Source organism: Psychrobacillus sp. NPDC093200, from assembly GCF_050280345.1.
GTDB classification, from domain to species: domain Bacteria; phylum Bacillota; class Bacilli; order Bacillales_A; family Planococcaceae; genus Psychrobacillus; species Psychrobacillus faecigallinarum.
On the sequence record NZ_JBNNVC010000005.1, the window covers coordinates 1 to 24787 of the forward strand.

General features: G+C 39.0%; 41 protein-coding genes. 2 read left to right on the forward strand and 39 right to left on the reverse strand.

Going from position 1 to position 24787, the window contains the following annotated elements:
* Nucleotides 1–289 precede the first annotated feature (289 nt).
* Nucleotides 290–949: a hypothetical protein gene (locus tag ACQKNZ_RS16740; protein WP_154312077.1), complete on the forward strand. Its 660-nt coding sequence runs from the start codon at nt 290–292 to the stop codon at nt 947–949.
* Between the two features lie 37 nt (nt 950–986).
* Here the strand turns inward: ACQKNZ_RS16740 and ACQKNZ_RS16745 are convergent, their stop codons facing one another.
* Nucleotides 987–1670 (reverse strand): KinB-signaling pathway activation protein, encoded by a 684-nt coding sequence (locus tag ACQKNZ_RS16745; protein WP_427660792.1) that lies wholly within the window; start codon nt 1668–1670, stop codon nt 987–989.
* Nucleotides 1671–1830: 160 nt separating this feature from the next.
* On the opposite strand from ACQKNZ_RS16745, the gene gerD reads away from it, so the two are divergent.
* Complete coding sequence (gene gerD / locus ACQKNZ_RS16750; protein ID WP_427660794.1) at nt 1831–2388, forward strand: spore germination lipoprotein GerD; 558 nt, start codon at nt 1831–1833, stop codon at nt 2386–2388.
* Between the two features lie 32 nt (nt 2389–2420).
* Here gerD and ACQKNZ_RS16755 read toward each other — a convergent pair whose 3' ends face one another.
* The 38 genes from ACQKNZ_RS16755 to rplD all read right to left on the reverse strand — a co-directional run bounded on the left by ACQKNZ_RS16755 (nt 2421) and on the right by rplD (nt 24782).
* On the reverse strand, nt 2421–3473 hold the full coding sequence (locus tag ACQKNZ_RS16755) for an Mrp/NBP35 family ATP-binding protein (protein ID WP_144541032.1): 1053 nt from the start codon (nt 3471–3473) through the stop codon (nt 2421–2423).
* Between the two features lie 77 nt (nt 3474–3550).
* The gene (locus ACQKNZ_RS16760) at nt 3551–4264 is read right to left on the reverse strand and encodes an N-acetylmuramoyl-L-alanine amidase (RefSeq protein ID WP_427660965.1); all 714 of its coding nucleotides are present in this window, start codon (nt 4262–4264) and stop codon (nt 3551–3553) included.
* Nucleotides 4265–4315: 51 nt separating this feature from the next.
* On the reverse strand, nt 4316–5500 hold the full coding sequence (locus ACQKNZ_RS16765) for an MFS transporter (RefSeq protein WP_154312075.1): 1185 nt from the start codon (nt 5498–5500) through the stop codon (nt 4316–4318).
* Nucleotides 5501–5517: 17 nt separating this feature from the next.
* A complete protein-coding gene (locus ACQKNZ_RS16770) occupies nt 5518–6021 on the reverse strand; it encodes a GNAT family N-acetyltransferase (RefSeq protein ID WP_427660797.1) in 504 nt (167 codons plus the stop codon).
* A gap of 185 nt (nt 6022–6206) precedes the next feature.
* A complete protein-coding gene (locus ACQKNZ_RS16775; RefSeq protein ID WP_144541026.1) occupies nt 6207–6629 on the reverse strand; it encodes a GNAT family N-acetyltransferase in 423 nt (140 codons plus the stop codon).
* A 240-nt stretch (nt 6630–6869) separates the two neighbouring features.
* Entirely contained in the window at nt 6870–7262 is a 393-nt protein-coding gene (gene rpsI, locus ACQKNZ_RS16780; RefSeq protein WP_144512714.1) for a 30S ribosomal protein S9, read from the reverse strand.
* A gap of 22 nt (nt 7263–7284) precedes the next feature.
* The gene (gene rplM, locus ACQKNZ_RS16785) at nt 7285–7722 is read right to left on the reverse strand and encodes a 50S ribosomal protein L13 (protein WP_144541024.1); all 438 of its coding nucleotides are present in this window, start codon (nt 7720–7722) and stop codon (nt 7285–7287) included.
* A 171-nt stretch (nt 7723–7893) separates the two neighbouring features.
* On the reverse strand, nt 7894–8640 hold the full coding sequence (truA, locus tag ACQKNZ_RS16790) for a tRNA pseudouridine(38-40) synthase TruA (protein WP_144541022.1): 747 nt from the start codon (nt 8638–8640) through the stop codon (nt 7894–7896).
* Nucleotides 8641–8654: 14 nt separating this feature from the next.
* Complete coding sequence (locus ACQKNZ_RS16795) at nt 8655–9452, reverse strand: energy-coupling factor transporter transmembrane component T family protein (protein WP_144541020.1); 798 nt, start codon at nt 9450–9452, stop codon at nt 8655–8657.
* Nucleotides 9446–10321, reverse strand: coding sequence for an energy-coupling factor ABC transporter ATP-binding protein (locus ACQKNZ_RS16800; protein ID WP_154312074.1), 876 nt, complete (start codon nt 10319–10321; stop codon nt 9446–9448). The genes ACQKNZ_RS16795 and ACQKNZ_RS16800 overlap by 7 nt, the downstream gene beginning before the upstream one ends.
* The gene (locus ACQKNZ_RS16805) at nt 10297–11145 is read right to left on the reverse strand and encodes an energy-coupling factor ABC transporter ATP-binding protein (RefSeq protein WP_151112054.1); all 849 of its coding nucleotides are present in this window, start codon (nt 11143–11145) and stop codon (nt 10297–10299) included. The genes ACQKNZ_RS16800 and ACQKNZ_RS16805 overlap by 25 nt, the downstream gene beginning before the upstream one ends.
* Nucleotides 11146–11469: 324 nt before the next feature.
* Nucleotides 11470–11850, reverse strand: coding sequence for a 50S ribosomal protein L17 (gene rplQ, locus ACQKNZ_RS16810; protein WP_144541014.1), 381 nt, complete (start codon nt 11848–11850; stop codon nt 11470–11472).
* A gap of 53 nt (nt 11851–11903) precedes the next feature.
* Entirely contained in the window at nt 11904–12848 is a 945-nt protein-coding gene (locus tag ACQKNZ_RS16815; protein ID WP_144541012.1) for a DNA-directed RNA polymerase subunit alpha, read from the reverse strand.
* 136 nt (nt 12849–12984) lie between these two features.
* Nucleotides 12985–13374 (reverse strand): 30S ribosomal protein S11, encoded by a 390-nt coding sequence (gene rpsK / locus ACQKNZ_RS16820; RefSeq protein WP_053591340.1) that lies wholly within the window; start codon nt 13372–13374, stop codon nt 12985–12987.
* A gap of 25 nt (nt 13375–13399) precedes the next feature.
* Nucleotides 13400–13765, reverse strand: a complete 366-nt coding sequence (gene rpsM, locus ACQKNZ_RS16825; protein ID WP_090567879.1) for a 30S ribosomal protein S13 — start codon at nt 13763–13765, stop codon at nt 13400–13402.
* Nucleotides 13766–13788: 23 nt separating this feature from the next.
* Nucleotides 13789–13902: a 50S ribosomal protein L36 gene (gene rpmJ / locus ACQKNZ_RS16830; protein WP_003247619.1), complete on the reverse strand. Its 114-nt coding sequence runs from the start codon at nt 13900–13902 to the stop codon at nt 13789–13791.
* A 37-nt stretch (nt 13903–13939) separates the two neighbouring features.
* Entirely contained in the window at nt 13940–14158 is a 219-nt protein-coding gene (gene infA, locus ACQKNZ_RS16835) for a translation initiation factor IF-1 (RefSeq protein WP_016429904.1), read from the reverse strand.
* Between the two features lie 454 nt (nt 14159–14612).
* Nucleotides 14613–15266 (reverse strand): adenylate kinase, encoded by a 654-nt coding sequence (locus ACQKNZ_RS16840; protein ID WP_144541010.1) that lies wholly within the window; start codon nt 15264–15266, stop codon nt 14613–14615.
* Nucleotides 15267–15331: 65 nt separating this feature from the next.
* The gene (gene secY / locus ACQKNZ_RS16845) at nt 15332–16624 is read right to left on the reverse strand and encodes a preprotein translocase subunit SecY (protein WP_144541008.1); all 1293 of its coding nucleotides are present in this window, start codon (nt 16622–16624) and stop codon (nt 15332–15334) included.
* A complete protein-coding gene (gene rplO / locus ACQKNZ_RS16850; RefSeq protein WP_144541006.1) occupies nt 16624–17064 on the reverse strand; it encodes a 50S ribosomal protein L15 in 441 nt (146 codons plus the stop codon). Before rplO ends, secY begins: the two co-directional genes overlap by 1 nt.
* Nucleotides 17065–17096: 32 nt before the next feature.
* The gene (gene rpmD, locus ACQKNZ_RS16855; RefSeq protein ID WP_144541003.1) at nt 17097–17279 is read right to left on the reverse strand and encodes a 50S ribosomal protein L30; all 183 of its coding nucleotides are present in this window, start codon (nt 17277–17279) and stop codon (nt 17097–17099) included.
* A gap of 14 nt (nt 17280–17293) precedes the next feature.
* Nucleotides 17294–17794: a 30S ribosomal protein S5 gene (rpsE, locus tag ACQKNZ_RS16860; protein WP_144541001.1), complete on the reverse strand. Its 501-nt coding sequence runs from the start codon at nt 17792–17794 to the stop codon at nt 17294–17296.
* A gap of 21 nt (nt 17795–17815) precedes the next feature.
* Nucleotides 17816–18175 (reverse strand): 50S ribosomal protein L18, encoded by a 360-nt coding sequence (gene rplR, locus ACQKNZ_RS16865; protein WP_144540999.1) that lies wholly within the window; start codon nt 18173–18175, stop codon nt 17816–17818.
* 30 nt (nt 18176–18205) lie between these two features.
* Nucleotides 18206–18745 carry a 50S ribosomal protein L6 gene (gene rplF, locus ACQKNZ_RS16870; protein WP_427660806.1) on the reverse strand — a complete coding sequence of 180 codons (540 nt, stop codon included), beginning with the start codon at nt 18743–18745 and terminating at the stop codon, nt 18206–18208.
* 30 nt (nt 18746–18775) lie between these two features.
* Nucleotides 18776–19174: a 30S ribosomal protein S8 gene (gene rpsH / locus ACQKNZ_RS16875; protein ID WP_144540995.1), complete on the reverse strand. Its 399-nt coding sequence runs from the start codon at nt 19172–19174 to the stop codon at nt 18776–18778.
* Nucleotides 19175–19204: 30 nt separating this feature from the next.
* On the reverse strand, nt 19205–19390 hold the full coding sequence (rpsN, locus tag ACQKNZ_RS16880) for a 30S ribosomal protein S14 (RefSeq protein WP_053591330.1): 186 nt from the start codon (nt 19388–19390) through the stop codon (nt 19205–19207).
* Between the two features lie 18 nt (nt 19391–19408).
* Nucleotides 19409–19948: a 50S ribosomal protein L5 gene (gene rplE / locus ACQKNZ_RS16885; protein WP_144540993.1), complete on the reverse strand. Its 540-nt coding sequence runs from the start codon at nt 19946–19948 to the stop codon at nt 19409–19411.
* Nucleotides 19949–19971: 23 nt separating this feature from the next.
* Nucleotides 19972–20280: a 50S ribosomal protein L24 gene (gene rplX, locus ACQKNZ_RS16890; protein WP_144540991.1), complete on the reverse strand. Its 309-nt coding sequence runs from the start codon at nt 20278–20280 to the stop codon at nt 19972–19974.
* 37 nt (nt 20281–20317) lie between these two features.
* Nucleotides 20318–20686: a 50S ribosomal protein L14 gene (gene rplN / locus ACQKNZ_RS16895; protein WP_053591327.1), complete on the reverse strand. Its 369-nt coding sequence runs from the start codon at nt 20684–20686 to the stop codon at nt 20318–20320.
* Nucleotides 20687–20730: 44 nt separating this feature from the next.
* Entirely contained in the window at nt 20731–20994 is a 264-nt protein-coding gene (rpsQ, locus tag ACQKNZ_RS16900) for a 30S ribosomal protein S17 (protein WP_144540989.1), read from the reverse strand.
* 18 nt (nt 20995–21012) lie between these two features.
* On the reverse strand, nt 21013–21213 hold the full coding sequence (gene rpmC / locus ACQKNZ_RS16905) for a 50S ribosomal protein L29 (RefSeq protein ID WP_053591325.1): 201 nt from the start codon (nt 21211–21213) through the stop codon (nt 21013–21015).
* Complete coding sequence (gene rplP, locus ACQKNZ_RS16910) at nt 21203–21637, reverse strand: 50S ribosomal protein L16 (protein WP_144540987.1); 435 nt, start codon at nt 21635–21637, stop codon at nt 21203–21205. The genes rpmC and rplP overlap by 11 nt, the downstream gene beginning before the upstream one ends.
* A gap of 1 nt (nt 21638) precedes the next feature.
* Nucleotides 21639–22295: a 30S ribosomal protein S3 gene (gene rpsC / locus ACQKNZ_RS16915; RefSeq protein WP_144540985.1), complete on the reverse strand. Its 657-nt coding sequence runs from the start codon at nt 22293–22295 to the stop codon at nt 21639–21641.
* Between the two features lie 3 nt (nt 22296–22298).
* Nucleotides 22299–22643, reverse strand: a complete 345-nt coding sequence (gene rplV, locus ACQKNZ_RS16920) for a 50S ribosomal protein L22 (protein ID WP_144540983.1) — start codon at nt 22641–22643, stop codon at nt 22299–22301.
* Nucleotides 22644–22663: 20 nt separating this feature from the next.
* On the reverse strand, nt 22664–22942 hold the full coding sequence (gene rpsS, locus ACQKNZ_RS16925; protein ID WP_090567829.1) for a 30S ribosomal protein S19: 279 nt from the start codon (nt 22940–22942) through the stop codon (nt 22664–22666).
* 60 nt (nt 22943–23002) lie between these two features.
* Complete coding sequence (gene rplB / locus ACQKNZ_RS16930) at nt 23003–23833, reverse strand: 50S ribosomal protein L2 (protein WP_144540982.1); 831 nt, start codon at nt 23831–23833, stop codon at nt 23003–23005.
* Between the two features lie 41 nt (nt 23834–23874).
* A complete protein-coding gene (rplW, locus tag ACQKNZ_RS16935; protein WP_144540980.1) occupies nt 23875–24159 on the reverse strand; it encodes a 50S ribosomal protein L23 in 285 nt (94 codons plus the stop codon).
* Nucleotides 24159–24782: a 50S ribosomal protein L4 gene (gene rplD, locus ACQKNZ_RS16940; RefSeq protein WP_144540978.1), complete on the reverse strand. Its 624-nt coding sequence runs from the start codon at nt 24780–24782 to the stop codon at nt 24159–24161. The genes rplW and rplD overlap by 1 nt, the downstream gene beginning before the upstream one ends.
* Between the last annotated feature and the right edge of the window lie 5 nt (nt 24783–24787).

Genomic DNA, 24787 nt, shown 5'->3' on the forward strand with positions numbered 1-24787 from the left:
CAGCGTTCGTCCTGAGCCAGGATCAAACTCTCCATAATAGAGAACTTAAAAAGCTCATTTTGTTTTGCTGGCATCATCATTAAATGATGTCAAAATTGTTTTGCATCAACATAACCGAAGTTATTTGATGCTTTATGTCTTAACGTTTTGCATGTTCAGTTTTCAATGTTCATATAATGTATTTTGTCGTTTTGTTTTGGCGACCTTTGTATCTTACCATCGTTTAAACATGAATGTCAACACTTAATCATAAAATTTATTAAAACAAATTGAAAAGGTGTGTGTTTCTTTGAAAACAAAGCTTTTAATAACCATCTCCTCTGTACTGTTATTCATGCTTTTACTCTTTATGCCCAATACTTATTCTACTCTTCTTCCCGTCTTTCAAGTGACAGAAAAACCAAGCGTTATCTCCAAGGGTACCTATGGAAACACTGTCACTATAGATCTGACATTTGGCAGAGAGGATGTAGAAGCATTAGTAAAAGATTTAAAAGCACCTTATCCTCATTTTTTTATTAGCATTGAATGGATCGAGCGCTCTGAGCCGATTGTTAAATTGATGCAAGACAAAAAAATTCCTATTAGCCTGTTAGGGAAAGAGGGTTTACAGTATACCGAGGACCGCAGTCTCTTTAAAAAAGAAGTAGATAGATTTGAAAAAGCGATTGGTGAGAAGCCTAATTGGTTTAGAACTTCTGATTATGAGTTTCCAATGGAGCTTCAGAAGGATGCTTGGAAGGAGGAAATAAATCTGCTGGGATCTTCTTTAGTTTTAGGAGATAGCATTCCTAAGCTTGGTAAAGGAGATATACTTACCGTTCCCTTACACCAAGAGGAACGAATCGACACGGTCCAACTTGCAAAATATTTAAAATCTCAACCTTTTGTTACTATTGAACAAAATATATTTAATTTAAAAATGAAAACAAAAAGCATTCCTGATTAAAGAAAACTGCTCCGACTAATTAGTCAGAGCAGTTTTCTTATTTACCCTTCACAACTGTTGCTGCTTCTCTTCTCGCTTTTCTGCGAGCTTCAAGTTTTAAACGATCTTCATCAGATTTAGCGTTGTACTTCGGTAAGGCCAACAATTGGTATGCATTAACTGCAAGTATGGGAAACAATAATAAAGTAACCCAGCTATCTACTTTGTCAGCATTAACCATTAAGACTGGAAGCCACTCTAACGTGGAAACTACTATCATAAAGAATACAGCCGAAATTAGCGCATGCTTTTTTGTTTTATTTGCTTTTATTATACCCACAACTACAGCCGTTATTATTAAAATTGCCAACAAGATTCCGTATAACCAAACTTGTCCCGTCGTTTCAGCATTTGGACGAAAGCGGAACATTATCAAATCGAATATCACAAACGCAATAATTAATAATTGTACCCAATTCCATAGTGTTAGGGTTCTAAATATATTTACGCCCATTTGATGAATGGTTAAATAAGCGAAGAATCCCATTTGGGCAATTACACTAATAGTGAAACCCATTACTACCATAAAAACAAATGCAGCAATAAATTCACTCCATTGTCCTGCTTCAAAATATTTTGCAAAGGCATCATCCCAACGGATGAACAAACCTAAAACTCCTGTAATGAGGCCGCCGATAATCATTGAATTAAGAAAGAATTTAAACCAATTTCGAATTGTCACAGCAAGATTTCCTCCATCTACTCTATTTCCTCTTACGATTGTATCAACGATTTGGGAAAAAATCTATTTCTTCATAAATGCAATACATATTTCTATTTTAAATGTGAACAATAATTGAAAGGATGGTGAGGCTTAAATGAAATATTTTGCCCTATTATTATTGAGTATTGGGCTCCTAGCTGGTTGTAGTGAATCTTCTAGCACTCCTTCATATGAAGAAAACAAAAAAATGTTAATCGATGCATTGCAGACTGAGGACGGGAAGAAAGCTATACGCACCCTTTTAGAGGATCCTCAATTTCAAGAAATGCTTGTAATAGACAGTGAACAAGTAAAAAAATCGGTCGAAGAGACTATGCTTTCTAAGCAAGCGGAGGATTTTTGGAAGGAACTTTATCAGGACCCTAAATTTTCTGAGACTATGGCAAAGAGTATGCTGAAACAACAAGAAGATTTGATGAAAAAAATGATGAAGGATTCAGAATACCTTAAGGACTTAGAGAGTTTCTTTGGTTCTGCTGAGATGAAAAAGGAATTAGAAAAAACACTAAAATCAAGTGATATGCGTAAAGAGATCCAAAAGGTTGTAGAAGAAACTATTCAAAGTCCAACGCTACAAACAAAATGGCAGAAGCTAGTAGAAGAAGCGGGCGCCTCAAAAGAGGAAAGTGGCGGTGGCTCTAAGGAAGAGGAAAGCAAGAAAGAGGAAGAAAAATAAGGCCGCTCCTATTAGGAAACGGCCTTTTTTTTTTATGCTTTTTCTATAATTTTTTCAGCGATATCCAAATATATTTTGCCCGTCTCATGGGTTTCAGAATATACGGAAGGAGCAAAATCGATATCATTCCAGTCAGGCTGACCAAGAGGAATCTGACCTAGAAGCTCTGTGCGAAGTTCTTCCGCAAGTTTAGGGCCTCCGCCTTTACCAAAAACGAACTCCTTCTCACCAGTAGACTTAGATTCGTACCATGACATATTTTCAATAACTCCTAAAATCTCGTGATCCGTTTGTAAAGCCATAGCACCCGCACGAGCTGCTACGAAAGCTGCTGTTGGATGCGGTGTAGTGACAACGATTTCTTTAGAGGCAGGCAGCATTTGATGAATGTCTAATGCCACGTCTCCTGTACCTGGTGGTAAATCTAATAGCAAGAAGTCTAACTCTCCCCACTCTACATCTTTAAAGAATTGGTCCAAAACTTTCCCTAACATTGGTCCGCGCCAAACTACAGGAGTGTTGTTTTCAACAAAGAATCCCATTGATATTACTTTAACTCCTTTGCGCTCTACTGGAATAATACGATCTTCTTTGATTTGAGGAACGTCTTTTACTCCCATCATATCCGGTACGCTAAAGCCGTAAATATCTGCGTCTACTAAAGCAACCTTTTTCCCTAATCGAGCAAGGGCCACAGCCAAGTTCACGGATACCGTAGATTTACCTACGCCTCCTTTACCAGATGCGATAGAGATAATCTTCACTTTACTGTTTGGAGAAAGAATATCCTCGCTATCGCTCTCTTTTCCTTTTCCGCGGAACTGCTCTAATACTTCCTTAGGAAGCTCTTCAAAACGAATACCAACCGTGTTGGCACCAGCATTTTTCAATATTTCTACTACTTTAGTTTGTAACTGCATTTGCTCCGCTGAGTTAATCTTTGCAATTGCCAATTTAACACTAACATGATTTTTCTCTTCCTTTATCGAAACTTGAGAGATACCATTCGTTTCTTCAAGAGTTCTATGTAAAAACGGATCGTTTAATTCCCCAAGTAATGTACGAACTTGTTTCTCATTAATCATTGTGCAGACACTCCCCTTTAGTTAACTATTCGCAATATAGTATACCATATACGAGTGTCTACAATCCCTTCATCGGCTCAATAAACGCTTTCTTCTACGAATACTCTAATTCCATTTGCGATAGCATTTACCATATCATTTTGATATTTGTCCGATGTAAGCAATTCTCTTTCATCTGTATTGCTTATGAAACCAGTTTCCACTAAAACTGCTGGTGCTTTTGCTTTCTTTAAGATATAGACTTGCTTGATAGCGAGTGCCTCTCTTTCAGTATTGCCAATATTGCTTTTAATGGATGATTGGATGGATTTAGCTAGTAGCTGTCCGCCCTCGTGTCCATCTGCGTGATAAAAAACTTGAGCGCCTCTCCATCTTTCCTCAGGAACAGCGTTGACATGCATACTAATGACCATATCCGGCTCAGAGTTATTCATAATCTCTTCTCTTAGCAATAAATCTGCACGTTTTCTCGCACGAGTTGTCGGGTAATCCTCATCAGGTAAATGCTCTGCCACAGCATCCCCCTCTTTTGTGCGTGTCATAACAACCGTTGCCCCTTGAGACTTTAAAATTTTTTCTAGTTTAAGAGACATAGATAGAGTTATATCTCTTTCCACTACTTCCCCATAACTCGCCCCGCCATCTATCCCTCCATGCCCTGGGTCGATGACAACCTTTACCCCACTTAATGGTTCTGGCAGGAAAAAACCAACATCACTTGCTCTTGTGCTGTAAGTTACCGCTAGTAGAGTGACAAAAAACAAAACACCGATTATTAGCCATTTTTTCAGGTTAATCGCTCCTTTTTCACTCATTATACGTAAGAGGGACAAAGAGTATGATTAGATTCTAGGCTTCATTTTAGAACTTATAAAAAATGATGGGACAGATAAAATAGTAATGAAAGATATGATAAAGAATACTGCTGCTCCACTTCCTACATTATCTAATAATATTCCTCCCAAACTTGGGCCTATAATTCTTCCAACAGATTTTACACCTGTAAGAGCAAAATAAGTCCCTTTTTCATGATCCTCACACATACTATCAATATGTATATCTACCATTGTAAAAACCAGTACTTCTCCTGCTGTAAAGATAATCATCGCTACAATTAACACAATAATATTTGGACTTTGCCCGAAAATTAGTAATCCAATAGATAACATTCCACTTCCAATCATTAGTGATGAAGTGGTACTGATCCGCTCTCCTAGCTTATAAACAAAGTATTGTATGATTAAAACCGTTATTGCATTTGTCGTAATCAACCATGAAAAATATGTAACTGCAAGCTCCGCGTCAAATGTCTTACCTAAGTACTGACTAAAAGTCGAATCAAACTGACTATATCCAAAGGTTATAAAAATCAAGGCAAGCACAAAAATACTGAAAGCATAATCTTTTTTAAATACATGGAAAGACTGAAAAATAGATGATTTGGAAGAACTAGCTGCAGGTTTCTCCATCGGATACTTCTTGAATAACACCATAAACGTAATAATATTTACTAGAAAGATAAAACCGACACCGAAAAATATATTCTCAAGCCCGAACCGCTGAAAATAGACGGAAGTGAGCGGTGCTACAGCAGCAGAGATATTAATCAAAAAATATCGTATATTAAAGATTAATCTTCTATTCTCTGGTTCTGTGTAAAGACTTAATAGTACACGATAGGTTGGCTCAACTATTGATTGACTCATCCCTAGTAAAACCGCAAAAACAATAAACCCTGCATATTGATCGATAAATGGAAAATAAATATAGCAGGCTAGATATCCGCTTAAACCAGTTAAGATAACTTTGTTTTTTGGAAATTTATCAATATAGGGACCTACAAAAAAACTCATGAGAAGACCAGAAAAAGCCAAGGTGGATAATATAGCTCCTATCTGCACACCCGAATAGTCAAACTCATTTAACAAAAACAAAGTAAGATAGGGAATTACCAAAAACGTCCCAAACCTCGCTAAAAAAATGCTTACCAAAATGGTAGAAGTAACTACATTAAATTTCTTTCTCATCTCAACCCTACTTCTCTCTATTTTTCATATACATATAAGCAAACCTGCTTATCGCTTAATATTATTTCTCTTTCTAGCTGCATACCTATTTTTTCTGCTACCTTTCTAGACGCTAAATTTGGCTTTTGAATAAGCGATATAAACCTTCCCACTCCTAGCTGGTTTAGACCTCTTTGTAACAAAGTCTCCGCAGCCTCACTCGCATAACGATTTCCCCAATACTCTCTAGCAATCCAATAGCCAATTTCTAATTCCTCTTGTCCCTCAATTAATTGTGGAACAATACCAGCATGGCCAATTGTCACTCCATCTTCCTTACGTACCAATAACTTTAACCCATACTCGTTGTTTTGCTCATAATGTTGAAAAATCCACTGTAAAAAATTTAAGGTTTCCTTACGATTCCTTGTCTTCCCGTTCCCTATAAATTCTGTCATTCTTTCGTCTGAAAGCATGGAATATAAAAAGTCTAAGTCAGCCTCTGTATAGAAACGAAAATCTAATCTTTCTGAAGAAAACATTCTCCCACCCCACTTTATGTATAATTGCTTACTTAATATACACTTACGCAATTTATGCTACAATCCCTTTTTCGGTAGAAGATAAATAATTCTTAATAATTTGTCATTAAATAAGATGTCCAGGTAATTATTTTTTTCAAAAAATAATAAGGTAGATTAGAGTCTAAGACCCAATCTACCTTTAGCTAACCCATTCTTTTTGCTAAGTAATACTGTTTACTATCCTTCGTAGGAAAATCATCGACGATACCAATTACTTCATAACCAAACTTTTGATAAAAATCAGGTGCTTGAAAGCTAAAGGTATCTAATTGTATAAGCCTACAGTTATGCTCTATCGCAAACTCTTCTATTTTAGTTAGCAATTCTTTTCCGTAACCTTGACCTCTCAAAGACTCATCCACCCATAGGAAATCAATATGAAGATGATACCAAAAAATTGTACCCGTAATTCCTCCGAGAATCTTTTGGTTTTCATCACGCAGTACGAAACTGATTTGTTTTTTCGGGTGTTTCACTTCCTCAGGAATATTAGCCATATTATGCTCAATAACCTTTTGTCGTATATAATCACTATCCACCTGATTCCATTGCTGTGTTATTTTCAAGCCCGACACTCTCCTATCCCTATTTTTTCCTTTACTATTATAACTTAAATACCTTTTAATACCATCTGTTATTTTTAAATTAGTTACGTTAGTATATACGGCATTTCAATTAGTTTTTTGAAATAAAAGAATCCCTTCTTTGACATCTAGAAAGGATTAATAACTAAAAGTGAGAATGTTTGAATAAAAATAAAAAAACTCCCAACCATAAAGGTTGAGAGTCTTTGTAATCTTGTAAGATTAACGTTTTGAGAACTGAGGTGCACGACGAGCGCCTTTAAGTCCTGGTTTTTTACGTTCTTTCATACGTGGGTCACGTGTTAAGAATCCTGCAGATTTTAAAGCCGGACGGAAATCAGGATCTACTGTAAGTAGAGCACGTGCAATACCGTGACGGATTGCTCCTGCTTGACCTGTGAATCCACCACCATTAACGTTTACATGAACATCATAGCTACCTAGAGTTTGAGTAGTTACTAATGGTTGTTTAATGATTTCACGTAAAGTTTCGTATGGTACGTAATCTTCTACGTCACGTTTGTTGATAACGATTTTTCCTTCGCCTGGTACTAAACGTACGCGTGCTACTGAGCTTTTACGGCGACCAGTGCCGATATATTGAACTTGTGCCAAGTGTATGTCCTCCTCTTAATTATTATCCGCGAAGCTCATAAGCTTCTGGTTGTTGTGCTGCATGTGGATGTTCTGCTCCAGCGTAAACGTGAAGTTTTCCGAACATTTGACGACCTAAAGTGTTTTTAGGAAGCATTCCTTTGATCGCTAATTCGATCATTTTTGTTGGGTACTTAGTACGCATTTCTAAAGCAGTACGTTGTTTAAGTCCACCAGCAAATTGAGTGTGACGGTAGTAAATTTTGTCATTTAACTTGTTCCCAGTTAAATGAATTTTTTCTGCATTGATGATGATCACGTGATCACCAGTGTCAACGTTCGGTGTGAAAGTTGGTTTGTTTTTTCCACGTAAAATAGCTGCTACTTCAGAAGCAAGACGACCAAGAGTTTGGCCTTCAGCGTCGATAACTAACCATTTACGTTCTACTTCGTGACCTTTAGCCATGAATGTTGTACGCATGTATTTTGTCCTCCTAATTCAATCATAATCGATCTATAATTTTCTATATCCTCATACCAATAAGTTTCGGGGCTTATATTGTGGGGTTAATGAAAATACCATACATCATCATAACCCACACACTGTTAATAGTCAAGTATTTTCCCATAAACACCTGGAAAAGTTGCTACATCATGAATACTCTACTTTTTCTAGATATAAACCGTGTGCTGGCGCGGTTTTACCAGCATTTTTTCTATCGCAAGATTGAAGAATTCCTGGTAGCTCGTCCACATTTTTTTTTCCTATTGCAACTTCCCATAAAGTACCTGCAATAATTCGAACCATGTTATATAAAAAACCATTACCGCTGATAACCATATGCAGCTGATTAGAGTCTTCTTTCCATTCAAAATCTATTGACCTTACTGTTCTGACAAAGTCTTTTATACTAGTTTTAGATGCACAGAAGCTAGAGAAATCATGCGTCCCTAAAAGGTGTACGGAAGCTTCCTTCATCAAATTTACGTTAGGCTTATATCTATCCACATGGACAGTATAATTACGCTCAAATGGGCTCTGAATCTCATTTAGCGTCCATTTGTATCGATAAGTTTTGCCCTCCGCATGATATCTTGCATGAAAGTCTGCAGCAACTTCTTCTACGGAATGTATTCGGATATCCTTTGGAAGTTGAACATTTAAAGCAGTTCTCCAGCGATCCATAGGTAAGTTGAAGTGACTATCAAAATGAATTACCTGACCTGTCGCATGCACCCCTGCATCCGTACGACCACTTGCTACTACCTTCACTAGTTCACCTTTATGGATTGTTTGTAGAACTCGTTCAAGCTCTAGCTGTACTGTTCTTTTTCCCGGTTGAACCTGATAACCAGAAAATTGACTTCCATCATAGCTGATGATAGCTCTTAAACGCATACCGTTACCTCCCATTACTGTCTAAAATAAACAAGTATAACTGCTAAGAGGACAAGTACAACTAGAATTGCCGTATCCTTTTTCCTCCACTCTAGCTTGCGATATCTTGTTCTACCTTCGCCACCTTTATAGCCGCGAACCTCCATAGCTGTCGCCAAATCCTCAGCTCGTTTAAAAGCACTCACAAATAGCGGAATCAGCAACGGCACAATAGCATTCATTCGCTCTTTCATACTTCCTGAAGTCATATCCGACCCTCTGGCCATCTGCGCTTTCATAATCTTATCAGTTTCATCCATAAGTGTTGGGATGAACCTTAAGGAGATTGACATCATAAGCGCTAATTCATGCACTGGGAGCTTCCATTTCTTTAAGGGGTTCAGAAGTATCTCTAAAGCATCAGTAATCGATATAGGCGTTGTAGTGAGCGTTAAAATGGATGTTAGTATAACGAGTACGAAGAAACGGATAGATATGAATATCCCCTGCTTCAAACCCTCCTCATAAATTTTTATAAACTTCCATTCAAAAATAAGAGCGCCCTCTCGAGTGAAAATTATATGCAATAAGAATGTAAAGATTATCAAAAAAACGACAGGTTTTAAACCATTGATTAGAAAGTATAATCTTATTTTTGACATACGGATTATTAAAAAAGTAAATAACACCAATATTCCATATGTGATCCAATTATTCGCGATGAAAACCACGGCGATAAATAAGAAAACAAAGATTAATTTAGCTCTGGCATCTAAGCGGTGAATTAATGAATCCCCAGGTATGTAACGACCAAAAATCATTTTTTCTAACATTCGTCCTCACACCCCTTTTTTAACAGGTGCGCCATTTCTTTCGCCAATACTTCCTCTGTTAAACAGAGAATCGGTAGCCTTCTGCCCATCATATGTTCTAATTTCCTTTGAAATTTTACTGTTTGTGGCAGCTCCAACTGATAATCTTTTAAACGAGTTTCATTTTCAAAAACCTCTTCCGGAGTGCCTTGCAACACACATTTCCCTCTATACATGATTGCTATTCGATCTGCGTATCTAGCTGCATCTTCCATGCTGTGCGTCACGAGGATAGTCGTTATTCCCTTCTCTTGATGAATGCGATAAAAGAGGTCCATGATTTCCTTACGACCCCTTGGATCTAAACCAGCGGTCGGCTCATCCAGTACTAGGACTTCTGGGTTCATAGCTAGAACTCCTGCTATAGCGACGCGTCTCATTTGGCCACCAGATAAGTCAAATGGAGATTTTTCCATGACCTCTTCAGGTAATCCTAGTAGCTTAACCAATTCTACTGCACGTGCCTTAGCTTCAGCCTCTGGTACACCATAGTTCATAGGACCAAACATAATGTCCTTGAGTACTGTTTCGTCAAACAACTGATGCTCTGGAAATTGAAACACTATGCCTACTTTTTGGCGCACTGCACGTAATTGTTTATTTTTCTTTTTACCTTGGACCTCTATCTCTCCTATCCTAACGGTACCTTCCGTAGGCTTTAATAAGGCATTCAAATGCTGCAACACAGTAGACTTTCCTGAGCCAGTGTGCCCTATAATAGCTTGATAAGAGCCAGAAGGTATATTCAAATCCACATCAAACAAGGCTTTTTTTTCAAAAGGGGTATCTTTTGCATAAGCATAGCTTACTTGTTGAAGTGTGATGTCCATAAATCGTTCACCAACTCTTCTTCTGACATATGTTCTGCGATTAGGGATATCCCTTGAGCTTTTATAAGCTTGGACATTTTCATCGCAAATGGCAAATCTAAACCTAAGTCCACTAATTCTTGCCCACGCTCGAAAATACCTTTTGGAGTATCCTCTACATATTTCTCACCCTGATTCATCATAATAACTCTATCTGCAAGCAAGGTTTCCTCTAAATCATGCGTTATGGAGATAACCGTCAGATCCGTTTCTTCTCTTAGCTGACGAACCGTTGACAGCACCTCTTCCTTCCCTTGCGGATCTAGCATGGAGGTTGCTTCATCTAACAATAAAATGCGTGGCTGCATCGCAATAGCACCCGCTATAGCCACCCTTTGCTTTTGGCCACCTGACAGATGATGTGGCTCGCTATTCATAAAATCCTGCATATTGACCTTTGCTAATGATCGTCGTACTCGTTCTACCATTTCCTCAAAGGGGATCCCATTATTCTCTAGGGCAAATGCTACATCGTCCTGGACAGTAGCCCCAACGAATTGGTTATCGGGGTTTTGAAATACCATGCCCATTTTCGATCTAGTTTCCCAAAGATTTTCCATCGTTAACGTCTCACCAAAAATACGCACCTTTCCCTTCTGAGGAAATAGAAGACCATTCATTAATCGGGCTAACGTGGATTTACCAGATCCATTGTGACCTACAATAGCAACCCATTCGCTTTCACCTATAGAAAATGACACATTATGTATTGCGGGTTTGATATTAGTATTTTCTTCGGAATAGGTATATGTTACATCCTGTAAGGAAATAATTTCTGCTTTCATGCCCTTAACCTCCCTTAACTAAACTCTGCTCAGCTTAACTCCATATTAACAAATTTATAGACAAATTAAAAAAGCGCGCACCTCATTTGGAGAAATGCGCTCTTCTATAACTTATTTCTAGACTGGTTGCTCAAGACCAGTCAGAAAATGAGGTGCGTAGAGCTAGACGAGACGCTACTAATGAAAGTCCGCTCATCATAACACTCAGCTTTTATAATGTCGTATAAATCTGTTTGAAAAAAGAAGAGGGTGGTAGCAACACCAACATCCCTCTTCAGCTTTGAATTTTAACTTAGCAATCGAATAAACGACTGATCCATTAAATTAAACTAACTCAATTACTACAACTGGTGCTCCGTCTCCGCGACGAGGTCCAACTTTCATAATACGAGTATAACCGCCTTGGCGATCTGCATAACGTGGTGCTACATCATCAAACAATTTTTGCAAAGCAAAAGTTGTTGATTCTTCGCCTTCTTCATCAGTAGTAGTAACTACTTCACGACGAATGTATGCAGCTGCTTGACGACGAGCGTGCAAGTCTCCGCGTTTACCTAAAGTGATCATTTTTTCAACAACAGAACGTAATTCTTTTGCACGTGCTTCAGTTGTTTGAAGACGCTCATGAATAATTAGGTCAGTTGTTAAGTCACGTAACATCGCCTTACGTTGAGAACTTGTACGTCCAAGTTTTCTGTAACCCATGGATGTTTCCCTCCTTTGGTGAATAGTTCATATCTAGCTATATCAAAAATCGCTTAGTCTTCTTTACGTAATCCTAAGCCAAGCTCATCTAACTTAGCTCTTACTTCTTCTAAAGATTTACGTCCAAGGTTTCTTACTTTCATCATATCGTCTTCTGACTTGCTAGCAAGTTCAAGTACTGTATTAATACCTGCACGCTTCAAGCAGTTATAAGAACGAACAGAAAGATCAAGTTCTTCAATAGTCATCTCTAAAACTTTTTCTTTTTGATCTTCTTCTTTTTCGACCATGATTTCCGCAGTTTGTGCCTCATCTGTCATCCCTACAAAAATGTTCAAGTGCTCTGTTAGTATTTTTGCTCCAAGCGAAATCGCCTCTTTTGGACCGGTGCTGCCATCTGTCCACACATCAAGAGTTAATTTATCGTAGTTAGACATTTGTCCAACACGAGTGTTTTCCACTTGAAAATTAACGCGTGAAACTGGAGTATAAATAGAGTCGATCGGGATTACGCCGATAGGAAGATCCTCACGTTTGTTTTGATCAGCAGGAGTGTAGCCACGGCCTCGCCCTGCGTACATACGCATACGGAAATGACCATTTTTGCCGATTGTAGCAATATAAAGCTCCGGATTTAAAATCTCCACGTCACTGTCATGAGTAATGTCAGCTGCTGTAATAGTTCCTTCTCCTTTTACATCTATCTCTATGACTTTTTCTTCATCAGAGTAGATTTTAAGAGCTAGTTTTTTCACATTCATAATAATAGATGCTACATCTTCCACTACGCCTTCAATAGTTGAAAACTCGTGTAAAACGCCATCAATTTGAATAGAAGTAACTGCGGCTCCTGGTAAAGAAGACAGAAGGATACGACGTAAAGAATTGCCCAAAGTATTTCCATAGCCACGTTCAAGCGGTTCTACAACAAATTTACCAAACTTGGCATTTTCGCTGATTTCTACACTTTCAATCTTTGGTTTTTCAATTTCGATCATTCCAATTTACCCTCCCTCAAAACATCGAATGTATAGGTTCTTTCCATCATGAATTCGATCGTTTAACTGATTGCTGTGTTGCACAACCTCAGTCTGTACAATAAATGATGTTCTCAAACATATTGAGGATCACCTATTAAACGCGACGACGTTTTGGTGGACGGCAACCATTATGTGGTACTGGTGTTACGTCTTTAATTGCTGTAACTTCTAGACCTGCAGCTTGAAGTGCGCGGATTGCCGCTTCACGACCAGCACCAGGACCTTTAACAGTTACTTCTAAAGTTTTTAAACCATGTTCCATTGAAGTTTTAGCAGCAGTTTCAGCAGCCATTTGTGCAGCGAATGGAGTAGATTTACGAGAACCTCTGAATCCAAGAGCTCCAGCACTTGACCAAGAAAGTGCGTTACCTTGCATGTCTGTTATAGTCACAATAGTGTTGTTAAATGTTGAGCGAATGTGAGCAATACCGGATTCGATATTCTTTTTCACACGACGCTTACGTGTTTGTTGTTTACGTGCCATGTTAAGAAGAAACCTCCTTTACCGATTATTTTTTCTTGTTAGCTACTGTTTTACGTGGACCTTTACGAGTACGTGCATTGTTCTTCGTATTTTGTCCGCGTACTGGTAAGCCGCGACGATGACGGATTCCTCGGAATGAACCGATTTCCATCAGACGTTTAATGTTTAGTGATACTTCACGACGAAGGTCACCTTCTACTTTGTATACACCGATTTGTTCACGGATTTTGTTTAGCTCGTCTTCAGTAAGATCACGAACGCGAGTCTCTTCAGAGATACCAGCTTCCGCTAATACTTTTTGTGACGTAGTTTTACCAATTCCGAAAATGTATGTTAATGCAATAACAACGCGTTTATCGCGTGGAATGTCAACACCAGCAATACGTGCCATATGTGTCGTGCACCTCCTTCTTATTATCCTTGTCTTTGTTTGTGTTTAGGATTTTCACAGATTACCATTACTTTACCGCGTCGGCGAATTACTTTACATTTTTCGCAGATCGGCTTCACAGATGGTCTCACTTTCATCTAACCCAACCTCCTTAGTAGTCCGGAGTGCAAAAGATTATTTAAAACGGTACGTGATACGACCGCGAGTTAAATCGTAAGGAGAAAGTTCAATTGTGACTTTATCTCCAGGTAAAATGCGGATAAAGTGCATACGAATTTTACCCGATACATGCGCAAGTATCGTATGACCGTTTTCTAATTCTACCTTAAACATCGCGTTTGGCAAAGTCTCAACAACTGTTCCTTCGACTTCAATTACATCATCTTTCGCCATCAACCCTGTCTCCCTTCTATATACAAATCAGGTTCTCATCAATATTCAAACGTAATTTGCTGTAGTATAGCCTCAAAATGAACGAAACTATTCGTTTTAAGCATATGTTTGGAAATCATGAGAGATGTTCGAAAGACACTCGTAAGGTTTCGTTTTAACGCAATCCACCGAGTAGACTGACTGGTAGAAACCTGTCTCCCTCATGTCAACATGTTCGTACGAATGTGTTGGATGAGTTCCATAGTACCCGTTCGATTAATGCTTTCCACGAAACCCATTATACCCTTTCAGAAATCAAAATGCACGTGGACTAGGGGGTCCTCGCTGTTAACACATTTCAAGTTCATCCAGTTCGTATACCGGGCGCAATATGCTTTTGCAGCTCTCGAAAAAAACGTTTACGTTCTTTGCATACTACCCGGATATTCAGTCGTCTGCGACGGGCACCGGGCTCTTAGATGCGGTTGCCCTGTAACAGAGCATCGATGTCAGCGAAGACTACTTTAATATCTTGCTGGCCATCTAAATTACTTAAAACACCTTTGTTCTGATAAAAATCAAGCAAAGGTTGTGTTTGCTTCATATTTACTTCCAGACGGTTTGTCACCGTTTCGGGATTATCGTCCGCACGCTGATAAAGCTCTCCTCCATCTTTGTCACAAACACCATCTTTAGCAGGTGGGTTGAAAACAAGATGATAAGCAGTGCCGCACTCTTTACAAATACGACGACCTGTTAGACGTTTAATCAATTCTTCTTGTTCTACTTGAATATTAAGCACATGCTCAATAGATTTCCCTAGATCCGAAAGTAAAGCATCTAAAGCTTCAGCTTGAGGAACTGTACGTGGGAAACCATCTAATAGGAATCCTTGATCGCAATCTGGTTTACTTAATCTTTCACGAACAATACCAATCGTAACTTCATCGGGTACTAATGCACCTTGATCCATAAACGATTTTGCTTTTAAACCAAGCTCCGTGCCTTCTTTAATAGCTGCACGAAACATGTCGCCTGTAGAAATATGAGGGATTGCGTACTTCTCAACAATTTTATCTGCTTGTGTACCTTTACCGGCACCAGGCAGACCCATTAAAACGATATTCATACGGAAATGCCCCCCAGGACTATTTGTTGATTTTTAGGAACTCTAACCGTTCCTAAAAACCGACATTATTTCATAAAGCCTTTATAGTGACGTTTAACTAATTGCGATTCTAATTGTTTCATTGTTTCAAGGGCTACCCCAACAATGATTAGCAGACTTGTTCCGCCAATTTGTATAGATTGTGGTAAACCAGCAAACTTTACAAATAATAATGGCATAATAGAGATTACTGCTAAGAAAATAGCACCTACAAATGTTAAACGGTATAAGACGCTTGTTAAGTAATTTTGTGTGTTTATCCCCGGACGGATACCTGGAATATACGCACCTTGCTTTTTCAAGTTGTCTGCTACATTTTCCGGGTTCACCTGAATGAACGCATAGAAATATGTAAAGGCAGCTATCAAAGCAACATAAATGATCATACCTACTGGCTGAGTGTAATCTAACATATTTCTAATAAATTCTGTCGTTTTGTTCTCACCAAAGAACAAAATGATAGACTGCGGAGCCATAAGGAACGCAGATGCAAAGATTACTGGGATAACTCCCGCAGCATTAACTTTTAAAGGTAAATGTGTTTGTTGACCTCCAGTTTGAGAAGAGCCCGCAACACGTTTTGCATATTGAATAGGAATTTTACGCAACGCTTGTTGAACGTAAATAACTCCTACTGTAACAGCAATGATTGCCAATAAAAGCAAGATAATAATCACGATGTTGATGAATAAAGCATCACCAGCATCTTGAATTTGTTGAGCATACAATTGGTTTATACCGTTTGGAATAGCTGCAACAATCCCTGCGAAGATAATCACGGAAATACCATTACCCACGCCTTTAGAGGTGATTTGCTCACCTAACCACATTAAGAATGCAGTACCTGCAGTTAATACGATTGCGATGGTTAAGTAGGTCATGATTCCTTCATCTTTTATCAAAGAACCGCTATACATTTGGTTAAACCCATATGACATAGCAATCGCTTGTATAAAAGCTAAAACAATTGTGAAGTAACGAGTAAATTGAGCAAGCTTCCGTCTTCCGACTTCACCTTGTTTTGCCCACTCTGTAAACTTCGGAACAACGTCCATTTGTAACAACTGAACGATGATTGATGCTGTAATATATGGCATGATACCCATTGCTAAAATAGAGAAGTTAGCAAGTGCTCCACCACCAAATGTATTTAAGAAACCAATCAAACCTAATTCATCGGTTTGCTTTAACGCATCTGCATTAACGTGAGGTACTGGAACAAATGTCCCAATACGAAACACGATTAGCATCAATAAGGTAAAAATGATTTTATTTCGAATATCTCTCACACGCATAAAGTTGGAGATTGTCTGAAACATTAAACCACCTCAGTTTGTCCGCCAGCATTCTCGATTGCTTCTTTTGCTGTCGCAGAGAATTTGTGAGCTTTTACTGATAGTTTCTTCTCAAGAGTTCCATTACCTAAGATCTTAATACCAGATTTTTCACTACTCACAACACCTGTTTCAATCAATAGAGCAGGTGTAACTTCTGTGCCTTCTTCGAAACGATTTAATGTGTCAAGGTTCACAATTGCATATTCTTTACGGTTGATGTTAGTAAATCCACGTTTTGGTAAACGACGGAATAAAGGGTTTTGACCCCCTTCAAATCCTGGACGTACTCCTCCGCCTGAACGAGAATTCTGACCTTTATGACCTCTACCTGCAGTTTTACCGTTACCAGAACCGATACCACGACCTACGCGGTTACGTGTAGAGCGAGATCCTTCTGCTGGTTTTAACTCATGAAGTTTCATATGGTGGCACCTCCTTATTCTTAAAATAAACCTTAAATTTCTTTCAAAGTTACTAAGTGAGCTACTTTGCCAACCATTCCGCGGATAGCGGCGTTGTCTTGGTGCTCAACTGTTTGATGAAGTTTACGTAATCCAAGAGCTTCTGCTGTTTTGCGTTGATTTGGTTTTGCACCAATCAAGCTTTTAGTAAGGGTGATTTCTAATTTAGTTGCCATTGTAATTTCCCCCCTTATCCTAACAGTTCTTCTACTGATTTACCACGTAATTTAGCAACGTCCTCAGCACGTTTTAGTTGATTTAAACCTTGTACTGTAGCACGAACCATGTTAATTGGTGTGTTAGATCCAAGTGATTTCGAAAGAATATCAGTAATACCAGCTAATTCAAGAACCGCACGAACCGGTCCTCCAGCGATAACTCCAGTACCTGGTGCTGCTGGTTTAACTAGAATAGATCCAGCTCCAAAGCGACCAATTACTTGGTGAGGAGTAGTTCCGCCAACTCTTGGTACTTCAATTAGGTTTTTCTTCGCATCTTCAACTGCTTTACGGATAGCATCTGGAACCTCTTGAGCTTTCCCAGTACCAAATCCTACATGTCCGTTTTTGTCTCCAACTACTACTAATGCAGTAAAACGGAAACGACGTCCACCTTTTACAACTTTAGCAACACGATTAATTGTTACTACGCGTTCTTCAAGTTCAAGTTTGTTTGGGTCAATACCACGCATGAAATATGTCCCTCCTTCTTCTTAAAATTCTAAGCCGTTTTCACGTGCAGCTTCAGCTAACGCTTTAACACGTCCATGATATAAGTAACCGCCACGGTCGAATACAACAGATTTAATGTTCTTTTCAGTAGCGCGTTTAGCGATTGTTTCTCCGATCAATTTAGCAGCTTCAACGTTTCCAGCTGTGCCATTGAAATCTTTGTCCATAGTTGATGCACTTACGATTGTTACACCTTGTGCATCATCAATAAGTTGAGCGTATAAGTGTTTATTAGAACGGAATACATTTAAACGAGGACGTTCAGTAGTACCCGTGATTTTTGTACGAACACGTGCATGACGTTTCTTACGAACTTGATTTTTGTCTTGTTTCGTAATCACAGTAGTCACTCCTTTCTAATGCGCAATGCATTATTTACCTGTTTTACCTTCTTTGCGGCGTACAACTTCACCTTCATAGCGAATACCTTTACCTTTATAAGGCTCAGGTGGGCGAACTTGACGGATGTTAGATGCTAATGCACCAACGCGTTCTTTGTTAATACCGCGAACGATAACTTTTGTATTAGAAGGAACTTCAACTTCAAGTCCATCTTCAGGAGTGAATTCAACTGGATGAGAGTACCCTACGTTAAGTACAAGTTTCTTACCTTGTAATTGTGCACGGTAACCAACCCCAACTAATTCAAGTCCACGTGCAAATCCTTCAGAAACACCAGTAATCATGTTTGCTAATAAAGCACGAGTTGTGCCATGGATTGTACGGTGTTCTTTAGAATCTGAAGGACGAACTAAAGTAATAATATTACCTTCTTGTTCAATCTTGATATCTTGGTTAAAAGAATTTGTTAATTCACCTTTTGGTCCTTTAACGACTACTGAGTTATCAGCGCTAACTGTAACAGTAACGTTAGCAGGAACCTCTATTGGTTTTTTACCTACTCGAGACATTTTGTTGCACCTCCATTCGTTTGTTGATTATTACCAAACGTAAGCTACGATTTCTCCGCCAACTTGTTTAGCGCGAGCTTCTTTATCTGTTAATAAACCATTTGAAGTAGAAACTAAAGCAATTCCTAAACCGTTCAATACTTTAGGCACTTCGTTTGTTTTAGCGTAAACGCGTAGACCAGGTTTTGAAATACGTTTCAAACCAGTGATAACGCGCTCGTCGTTTTGACCATATTTTAAGAAGATACGGATGATTCCTTGTTTGCTATCTTCTACATATTCAACGTCACGGATGAAACCTTCGCGTTTTAAAATTTCAGCGATTTCCTTTTTCAAGTTTGAAGCAGGAATTTCTAATTTCTCGTGACGAACCATGTTAGCATTACGAATGCGTGTTAGCATATCTGCAATTGGATCTGACATTGTCATTACATTTACCTCCTTCCCAGTTATAGGGGATTACCAGCTTGCTTTTTTAACGCCAGGAATTTGTCCCTTGTATGCAAGTTCACGGAAACAAATACGGCAAAGCTTAAATTTACGATATACAGAGTGCGGACGTCCACAACGCTCACAGCGTGTGTATTCTTGCACTTTGAACTTTGGCGTACGTTGTTGTTTAACGATCATTGATTTTTTAGCCACGTTTTCGCCTCCCTTATTTTACTTTTGGAATGGCATACCGAACTGTGTTAATAACTCACGAGCTTCTTCGTCAGAGTTCGCAGTTGTTACAATTACGATGTCCATACCGCGTACTTTCGAAACTTTATCATAATCGATTTCAGGGAAGATTAATTGCTCTTTTACTCCTAAAGTGTAGTTACCGCGACCGTCAAATGCTTTTTTAGAAACACCACGGAAGTCACGTACACGTGGAAGAGAGATAGAGATTAATTTATCCAAAAAGTCATACATACGCTCTCCGCGTAATGTAACTTTTGCACCGATTGGCATACCTTCACGTAGACGGAATCCAGCGATCGATTTTTTAGCTTTCGTAACTACAGGTTTTTGACCTGAAATAATTTGTAATTCTTCAACAGCAGCATCAAGTGCTTTTGTATTAGATACAGCATCACCCACACCCATGTTGATAACAATTTTATCAACTTTAGGAACTTGCATTACTGAACTATATTCAAACTTGCTCATTAGAGCAGGAGAAACTTCCTTAAGATACTTTTCTTTTAGGCGGTTCATGTGTGTACCTCCTTTCTCTTTACTTATTTAATAATTTCACCAGATTTTTTCGCAACACGAACTTTTTTGCCATCTTCTACTTTATAACCTACGCGAGTCGGCTCGCCAGTTTTTGGGTCGATTAACATAACATTCGATACGTGAATTGCAGCCTCACGGCTCTCAATTCCTCCTTGCGGATTAGCTTGGTTTGGCTTCATGTGTTTTTTGATGATGTTGACACCTTCAACTAAAACACGGTCTTTCTTCGGATAAGCTGTAAGGATAACGCCTGTTTTCCCTTTGTCTTTACCCGAGATCACCATTACTTTGTCGCCTTTTTTAACATGCATTCTTGTCGCACCTCCTTGATTGGCACTTTCATGATAATTAAAGAACTTCTGGAGCTAAAGATACGATTTTCATGAAGTTGCTGTCACGTAGTTCACGCGCAACAGGTCCGAAAATACGAGTTCCACGCGGTCCTTTATCGTCTTTGATAATAACGCATGCATTCTCATCAAATTTGATATAAGTTCCGTCTTTACGGCGTACGCCGCTTTTAGTGCGAACGATAACTGCTTTAACTACGTCACCCTTCTTGACAACGCCACCTGGTGTTGCTTTCTTAACTGTACATACGACGATATCGCCGATATTAGCAGTCTTACGTCCAGTACCACCAAGTACTTTTATTGTTAAAACTTCACGTGCACCTGAGTTGTCTGCAACTTTCATACGAGTTTCTTGTTGGATCACTTAGGTTACCTCCCTCCGGAATTAATTAGTTCCGAAATTTATTATTAGATAATAACCGCTTTTTCTACAACTTCCAGTAAACGGAAACGTTTTGTAGCTGATAGCGGACGAGTTTCCATGATACGGACGATATCGCCGATTTGGGCTTCGTTTTGCTCATCATGAGCCTTAAATTTCTTAGAATATTTTACACGCTTACCGTATAATTTGTGTTTTTTATGAGTCTCAACTAAAACAGTAATAGTTTTTTCCATTTTGTCAGAAACTACACGGCCAGTGTATACTTTGCGTTGATTACGCTCAGTCATGCCTGAAAACCTCCTTTATCAGTTGTTTGCACTGATTTCTCTTTCGCGAATCACAGTTTTCATACGTGCAATCGCCTTACGAACTTCACGAATGCGAGCTGTGTTTTCTAATTGACCAGTCGCCAATTGGAAGCGAAGGTTGAAAAGCTCTTCTTTCAGTGATTTTACCTTTTGTTCAATTTCTGCAGTAGTAAGTTCACGGATGTCATTAGCTTTCATTAGATTCACCACCAATTTCTTGACGTTTAACTATCTTACATTTAATAGGAAGCTTATGAGATGCTAAGCGTAAAGCTTCGCGAGCTACCTCTTCAGATACGCCAGCAATTTCAAACATAATTTTCCCTGGTTTAACTACAGCTACCCAACCTTCAGGAGCACCTTTACCGGATCCCATACGAACCTCTAGAGGCTTTTTCGTATAAGGTTTATGTGGGAAGATTTTAATCCATACTTTACCGCCACGTTTCATGTAACGTGTCATTGCAATACGAGCTGATTCAATTTGACGACTTGTAATCCAGCTAGCTTCAGTTGCTTGTAAACCAAACTCACCGAATGCTATTTCTTTACCGCCTTTTGCTTCACCACGCATTTTCCCACGGTGTTCGCGACGATATTTAACGCGTTTAGGCATTAACATATTATTTGCCTCCTTCCTCAGAGTTCTTCTTAACTGGAAGGACTTCACCACGATAGATCCATACTTTAACGCCTAACTTACCGTAAGTAGTGTCAGCTTCAGCATGTGCATAATCGATATCTGCACGTAATGTATGAAGTGGTACAGTTCCTTCGCTGTAATGTTCAGCACGCGCAATGTCAGCGCCGCCTAAGCGTCCAGATACTTGAGTTTTAATACCTTTAGCGCCAGCACGCATTGTGCGTTGAATTGCTTGTTTTTGAGCACGACGGAAAGATACGCGGCCTTCTAATTGGCGTGCAATACTTTCAGCTACTAATTTAGCATCAAGGTCAGCTCTTTTAATTTCTACGATGTTGATGTGTACACGCTTGCCAGTGATATCGTTCAAGTGTTTACGAAGTGCTTCGACTTCAGTACCACCTTTACCGATTACCATTCCTGGTTTCGCAGTGTGAATAGTGATGTTAACACGTTTAGCAGCACGTTCGATTTCTACAGTAGAAACTGAAGCATCTTTTAAACGAGTTTCGATATACTTACGAATTTTTAAATCTTCATGAAGTAAGTTTGCATAGTCTTTACCAGCGTACCATTTTGACTCCCAGTCACGAATGATCCCAACTCGCATTCCTATTGGATGAACTTTTTGACCCACGAATTATCCCTCCTTCTTCTCAGATACCACTACAGTAATGTGGCTTGTACGTTTGTTGATAGCACTTGCACGACCCATCGCACGTGGACGGAAACGTTTCAATGTTGGACCTTCATCAACAAATACTTCAGAAACAACTAGGTTGTTAATATCTAAATCATAATTGTGCTCAGCGTTTGCAATAGCAGATTTTAATACTTTCTCAACAACAGGAGATGCTGCTTTAGGAGTAAGTTGTAAAATTGCAACTGCTTCACCGACTTGCTTACCTCTGATTAAATCAACGACTAATCTTACCTTACGAGGAGCAATGCGCACTGTTTTAGCAATAGCTTTTGCTTGTGACATTTGAATGACCTCCTCTCAAATTAGCGTCTTGTTTTCTTATCATCTGCACCATGACTTTTATAAGCGCGTGTTGGTGCAAACTCGCCTAGTTTATGACCTACCATATCTTCAGTCACGTATACCGGTACATGTTTACGTCCGTCATATACTGCGATTGTTAATCCGATAAAAGTAGGGAAAATTGTTGAACGGCGAGACCAAGTCTTAATCACTTGTTTTTTCTCAGAGTCCTTTTGTGCATCGACCTTTTTCAATAAATGATCGTCTGCGAAAGGTCCTTTTTTCAAGCTACGACCCATGCTGAAACCTCCCTCTGTGATTGCACCACGGCTCGTTCTTTGAACCGTAGTAAAACCACTTTATTTTTTACGACGACGAATAATAAGTTTGTCGGATTTGTTTTTCTTGCTACGAGTTTTGTATCCAAGAGTTGGTTTACCCCATGGAGACATTGGAGACTTACGTCCGATTGGAGTACGTCCTTCACCACCACCGTGTGGATGGTCGTTAGGGTTCATTACAGATCCACGTACAGTTGGGCGTTTACCTAACCAACGATTACGACCTGCTTTACCGATGTTTACAAGTTCATGTTGTTCATTTCCTACTTCACCAACAGTAGCGCGGCAAACACCTAGGATTAAACGAACTTCACCAGATTGTAAACGTACGATAACGTACTTACCTTCTTTACCTAATAATTGAGCAGATGTACCAGCAGAACGAACTAACTGACCACCTTTACCAGGTTTCATTTCGATGTTATGGATAGTAGTACCCATTGGAATGTTTTGCAATGGAAGTGCGTTACCTACTTTAATATCCGCTTCTGGACCTGACACGATTGTCATTCCAACTTCTAAGCCTTTAGGAGCTAGGATATAGCGTTTTTCCCCATCAGCATAATTTAGTAATGCGATGTTTGCAGAACGGTTTGGATCATATTCAATAGTAGCAACACGTGCTGGAATACCGTCTTTGTTTCGTTTGAAATCAATTACGCGGTATTGGCGTTTGTGTCCACCACCATGATGACGAACAGTAATTTTACCTTGATTGTTACGGCCGCCTTTACGCTTAACAGGAGCAAGAAGTGATTTCTCAGGCTTGTTCGTTGTGATTTCAGCGTAGTCAAGTGAAGTCATGTTACGACGTCCGTTTGTCGTTGGTTTATACTTTCTAATCGCCATTTTATTCCCTCCTTCTTGATTATTAATTCCTTGTTAAAGGATTAAATTTCGAATAACTCGATTTCTTTGCTGTCTGTAGTTAATGTAACAATCGCTTTACGACGTTTGTTAGTATAACCGCCAAATTTACCTACGCGTTTGAATTTACCTTTGTAGTTCATGATGTTAACTTTTTCAACATCTACTCCAAAGATTTCTTCAACTGCATATTTAACTTGTGTTTTGTTAGCGCGAGTGTCCACTTCGAAAGTGTACTTTTTATCTGCCATTACTTCAGAAGAACGCTCGGTAATGACCGGACGTTTAATAATATCACGTGCTTCCATTAACCAAGCACCTCCTCTACTTTTTCTACTGCAGCTTTAGTCATCACTAATTTATCGTGACCAACTAAATCTAATACGTTAATGCCTGTTGCAGACACAACTGTGATTCCAGGGATGTTACGAGCAGCTAATGCTACGTTTTCATCTAAATCAGCAGTTACTACTAACGCTTTTTTATTGATTGAAAGGTTAGATAACACTTTCACAAATTCTTTTGTTTTTGGAGCATCAAATGCTAACCCTTCAAGTACTACGATGCTTTCTTCACGCACTTTAGATGAAAGAGCTGAAAGAAGAGCTAAACGACGTACTTTCTTAGGTAATTTATAGCTATAGCTACGTGGAACTGGACCAAATACAGTACCACCGCCACGCCATTGTGGAGAGCGGATCGAACCTTGACGAGCACGACCTGTTCCTTTTTGCTTCCATGGTTTACGACCACCACCAGCTACTTCAGAACGATTTTTCACTTTGTGATTACCTTGACGAAGTGAAGCACGTTGAGAAATGATAGCTTCAAATAGCACAGATTCGTTTGGTTCAATTCCAAAAACTTTATCGTTTAACTCGATTTCCCCAACAGAAGATCCTGCTTGATTGAATAAAGATACTTTTGTCATTCCTG